General features: G+C 33.0%; 5 protein-coding genes and 1 pseudogene. 3 read left to right on the top strand and 3 right to left on the bottom strand.

What is annotated here, in order from left to right; all coding sequences use genetic code 11:
* The 3 genes and pseudogenes from MK115_RS08855 to sppA all read right to left on the bottom strand — a co-directional run.
* Positions 1–369 (bottom strand): annotated as a pseudogene (locus MK115_RS08855) (DUF2808 domain-containing protein); the annotation flags it as partial.
* A 70-nt stretch (positions 370–439) separates the two neighbouring features.
* Positions 440–823, bottom strand: coding sequence for a chorismate mutase (gene aroH / locus MK115_RS08850; RefSeq protein WP_287610814.1), 384 nt, complete (start codon positions 821–823; stop codon positions 440–442).
* A 6-nt stretch (positions 824–829) separates the two neighbouring features.
* Positions 830–1639, bottom strand: coding sequence for a signal peptide peptidase SppA (sppA, locus tag MK115_RS08845; protein ID WP_287610812.1), 810 nt, complete (start codon positions 1637–1639; stop codon positions 830–832).
* Between the two features lie 52 nt (positions 1640–1691).
* Here sppA and MK115_RS08840 point away from each other — a divergent pair, with 52 nt between their 5' ends.
* The 3 genes from MK115_RS08840 to MK115_RS08830 all read left to right on the top strand — a co-directional run.
* Positions 1692–2633: a DMT family transporter gene (locus tag MK115_RS08840; RefSeq protein ID WP_025964894.1), complete on the top strand. Its 942-nt coding sequence runs from the start codon at positions 1692–1694 to the stop codon at positions 2631–2633.
* A gap of 28 nt (positions 2634–2661) precedes the next feature.
* Entirely contained in the window at positions 2662–3738 is a 1077-nt protein-coding gene (locus tag MK115_RS08835) for a glycosyltransferase family 4 protein (RefSeq protein WP_287610808.1), read from the top strand.
* A 6-nt stretch (positions 3739–3744) separates the two neighbouring features.
* The coding region (locus MK115_RS08830; protein WP_287610806.1) for an ArnT family glycosyltransferase at positions 3745–5212 on the top strand (1468 nt) is incomplete at its 3' end.

Raw genomic sequence — 5212 nt, 5'->3', positions numbered from 1 at the left:
AGCTGGAATATCTTCTAAACACTTAGTTCTATTTTCAAAACCGCCTATTCTTACTTTGCAAAAACTAATGTTTTCATTTTTTAAAGTGGATTTAAAAGTTTTAGGAATTGCTAGATTAATTTTTAAGAGATCAGTTCTTCTATCAGATGGCCTCAAGAAAAAATAAATTGTATTTCTAAATTTCCTATTATTTTCTTTTTGAAACCACTTTAATCTTCTATAACTATCGTCTTGATCCCACTGGAATTCCAACCCCGCTTTAGCATCTTGGATGTTATTAAAAAAAGGAGTTAAAACTAAAATTGTAGGGATAATAAAAAATCTTAAAATTTTAAGATTTAAAGTAAGTTTCTTTGTGATTTTTAACATTAAGGGAATGGAATTTAAAGGTTGAGTTCGTGCTATTCAAATTTAAAGCAGAAAAATAATTTCACTAAGGTTAACATCTATCTGTCCTTAATTTTGCAGCGCCTCTTAAATAAGGGTGCTTTATTGCATAATTTGGTGGCAATAAAACTTGAGCCATTATTCTTATACAAAAATCAACATCATTGGATACGTGCATTTGTTGGCAGTCTAAAAAGGCAACTGAATCAAGTCCATTAAATTTCCTTGCAATTGAAGCGGGGAAACATGCATTTAAATCTTTTGTCGCTGTGAATGTAATGGATAATATGTTCGTCTTAATTAGATTGTTTCGTGAAATTAATTCATCAATTAATTCCACTACGGCAACTTCTATTTCCCTAACAGAATTCCCAGATGCTGTTGTAGCACCACGAATAAATGTAATTTTATAATCATCTTTCATTTTTTCATACATATCGATTTAAGGCTTGTATAACCAAAGTACTTTATTAGATGAGTCAAACTCAAAAAAGATATTATTGATAATTTTCTCAATCATTTTACTTCCAGGAATTAGTCCAAGTATTTTTTTCTTTTTCTTACCAAATGTTAGGGGTTGAATTTTAGGGTCAATATTAACCATCTCTGCAGCTAGTTCCCTTGCAACAAATTCATCTCCAACCTCATCAACTAGTCCTAATTCTTTCGCTTGAGTACCAGTAAAAATCCTCCCATCGGCAAATTTCCTTACTTCTTCAACAGGTAAATTTCTTCCATCAGCAACAGCTTCAGTAAATTGTTTGTAGCTTTCATCAATTAGGCCTTGAAGCAATCTCCTCCCTTCCTCACTTAAAGGCTTATCAGGAGAAAGTATATCTTTAAATACACCGCTTTTAACAGTTTCAAATTTAATGCCGATTTTATCTAATAATTCAGATAAATTATTTCCTCTTATAATCACACCAATAGATCCTGTAATTGTGCCTGGATTAGCAACTATTTTGTCAGATGCAACACCAATGTAAACACCTCCTGATGCTGAGATGTTCCCAAAACTAGCAATGACTTTACATCCTTTATCTTTTAGTCTTTTAATAGCAGAGTATATTTCTTGGCTATCCCCAACAGTACCCCCTGGAGAATCAATTCTCACGATTAAAGCAGGAAATTCTCTATCCTCAATTTGTTTAAGAGCTTTAAGGACAGAAACTCTTGTTGAACTTGTAATAGGCTCATCAATTACTATACGAGCTATTCTTTTTTTTGACTTTCGTCTAAAAGGCCAAATCATTCTTTTAAGGTAAATTCATAAAACTACTTTAAAAAGATTATCAGCAGACCTAATGAATTCAATCCTAAATTGGTTTTTAATGATACTCCCTTTTGCACTTTGGGGTACTTCAATGGCGGCTATGACTCCTTTAGTATCTAGTGCTGGGCCAGAGTTTGTGGCTTCTTTAAGATTACTTCCTGCAGGGATTCTTGTTCTAATAACAACATATTTGTTTAAAAGAGATTTAAAAATTTATAAGTGCGATTTGAAGTGGTTTTTTGTTTTTACGATTGTTGATGCCACTTTTTTTCAGTTGTTTTTAACTTATGGTATTGAAAAAACTGGAGCAGGTTTAGGTTCTGTCTTAATTGATTCTCAACCGCTTTTGGTAGCTATTTTAGCGAGGGCAATTTTTGGGAATTTAATTAATCCAATAGGATGGTTAGGACTACTTTTTGGCTTGGGAGGAATAGTATTTTTAGGAGTTCCACAAGAATTTTTAGGGAATTGGTGGTTGATGTCTGATAAGTCTATAAATGATGTTGCTTTTAACTTTGGAGAACTTTGGATGCTTGCAGCTTCTCTAGCTATGGCATTAGGAACAATTTTAATTAGATTCACTTGTACTAAAAGTGATCCAGTTGCAGTTACAGGTTGGCATATGGTTTTAGGGAGTTTGCCCTTAATTATTAAGCACTGCTTACAATCAAATTTCACAATAATTCCAGATTGGTCAATATTTGATTGGGGACTTATGTCATTTGCAAGTATTTTTGGAGGAGCAATAGCTTATGGATTGTTTTTCTACTTTGCTAATAATAAAGAAATAACTGGATTTAGCACTCTTGCATTTTTAACACCTGTATTTGCTCTTCTCAGTGGAGGTGTTTGGTTAGATGAAAGACTCACTATTGTGCAGTGGATAGGAGTAGTGTTTGTTCTTATCTCAGTATTTTTTGTTAGCCAGAGAAAGAGTTTATGGGAAAATAAATTTTCTGATACTACTATTTAATTAGTTTCTTTTTGTAAAAAGTCTAATAATGCGAATAGTTTTGATTAGTACTCCAATAGGGTTCTTAGGGAGTGGTAAAGGTGGTGGAGTTGAATTAACTTTAAATTCTTTAGTTTCAGGTTTAATTTCTTTAGGTCATTCTGTTGAGGTTGTAGCTCCAAAAAATTCTAAGTTACATGAAAGTAATGTAAAAGCAAAATTACATTTTGTGGAAGGTGAAGATCAAATTAGTTGGCAGCATCAAAATTATAATTCTCCCGTGAGTATCCCAGACAATTCTCTTTTAGCAGGAATGCTTGAAAAGGGATTAGATATCGCTAAACATGCAGATGTATTGTTGAACATGTCCTATGATTGGTTGCCTATTTGGATGACTCTAAATTTAGAGATACCCATTGCACATATTATTAGTATGGGTTCTGAAAGTTCAGTAATTAGTAATTTAATCTCTAAGGTATATGCTAAATATCCAAATAATTTTGCTTTTCATTCGAAAATGCAAGCTAATGATTATCCATTCATAAAAAAACCAACAATTATTGGGAATGGGTTTAATTTAGATAATTATATTTTTCAAGATTCAGTTAAGGGACCCTTGGCATGGGTTGGAAGAGTGGCTCCGGAGAAAGGTTTGGAGGATGCAGTTTATGTAGCAAATCAACTTGGCGAAAAATTAAAAGTTTGGGGATTTATAGAAGATGAGATGTATGCCTCAAAGATAGAAAAATCATTCCCTCAAGGAGCTATAGATTGGATGGGGTTTTTATCAACCGATGAATTACAAAAAGAACTTGGTAAATGCAGAGGGTTGCTAAATACTCCGAAATGGAATGAGGCATATGGGAACGTTATTGTTGAAGCTTTAGCCTGTGGGGTGCCTGTTGTAGCTTATAAAAGGGGAGGACCTAGTGAAATTATTCAGCATGGCCAAACAGGTTATCTTGCTGATCCTGATGATAAAAAAAATATGCTTTCTTATGTAGAGATTATTGAAAAAATAAAGCGTCAGAAATGTAGAGAATGGGTAGAAAAAAATGCCTCCGCAGATATATTTGCTAACAAGGTTGTGAACTGGCTTAATAAGGTAATGCATGAATATAAATAATATTAAATGATTCTTCTTAACTCAAAAAAAAGGCTTATAACCTTATTGATAGTTTTAGTTTGTGGGATCATTATATTTATCTTAGGTTTAGGCACTACAGGATTGGTGGATGAAACTCCCCCTTTATTTGCCGCTGCAGCACGGGCAATGAGTGAATCTGGTGATTGGTTAACTCCAAAAGTTAATGGAATATTCCGTTTTGATAAGCCTCCACTGATATATTGGCTAATGGGTTTTTTTTACTCATTACCGAAAAACGAGATTTGGGATAGTTTCGGGACTCTCTCAGCAAGACTCCCTTCAGCTTTGGCATCATTATTTTTAATGTTGATGATTGGAGATACGTTGTTTTGTTGGCCACAGAAGAGTGATAGGCAATTCCTCACTCCAATAGTTGCATCATTAGGCTTTGCTCTTTCTCCATTAATAATTATTTGGAGTAGAACTGCTGTGAGTGATGCTCTTTTAACTGGAACCTTAGGGATTAGCCTGCTTTTGTTTTGGAGAAGAATGGCAAGTGAAAATAATGATCAATGCATTTCAGCTTGGGTATTTTTAGGTTTTGCAATTTTAACTAAAGGACCTGTTGCATTTGTTTTGGCATTATTGACTATTACATCTTTCTTGTTTAGTCAGAAGAATTGGAAAACGTTGCTCTGTAAGATAAACCCTAAGAAAGGTTTTTTAATAACAATACTTATAAGTGTTCCATGGTACATATTAGAACTCATAAAAGAGGGAAAGCCTTTTTGGGACAATTTTTTTGGTTACCATAATTTTCAAAGATATACCTCAGTTGTAAATAATCATGCAGAACCATTCTGGTTTTTTCTTTACATAATGATATTGGCTTCATTACCATTCACTCCTTTTTTGTATCATGGGATATTTAAAACCTTTAAGGATTTCTTTAAAAGTTCAAAAGAAAATTGCAATGTCACTGAAACCCTTTATACATATTCTCTATGTTGGTTAACGTCAGTTTTAATCTTCTTTAGCCTTTCTGCTACTAAATTACCTAGCTATTGGTTGCCAGCAATTCCAGCGGCGGCATTATTAACAAGTAATAGCTTTATAAGCTTAAAAAATATAAATAAAAGTTATTCATATTTCTGGATTTTTAATATTTTAATTTTGTTTGGCTTCTCAATAGCATTCTTTTTCTCGAATATTTGGTTGAGTTCAATTAATGATCCCGAAATGCCTAATCTTGCATCCGAACTTATAAGCTCTGGGATTATTTTCAAAGCTAAATTGTTCTTCTCTTCATTTACCCTTTTTGCAATAATCTTATTTTCTTTAAAATCTAGAAATATCCTTCTTTATCTTCAAATTTTACTTTTAATTGGACAATCTTTTTTGATGTCGCCAATTAGAAAATTAGCAGATACTTCTAGGCAATTACCTTTGAGAAATATCTCAAAATTAATTTCAGATATTCGCGAGGGGAGCGAAACTTTAGCAATGATTGGTG

It is taken from the genome of Prochlorococcus sp. ALOHA_ZT_50, from assembly GCF_022447305.1.
Taxonomy (GTDB): domain Bacteria; phylum Cyanobacteriota; class Cyanobacteriia; order PCC-6307; family Cyanobiaceae; genus Prochlorococcus_A.
The sequence above is the reverse complement of the archived record's forward strand: the minus strand, read 5'-3'. Positions and strand labels throughout refer to the sequence as shown.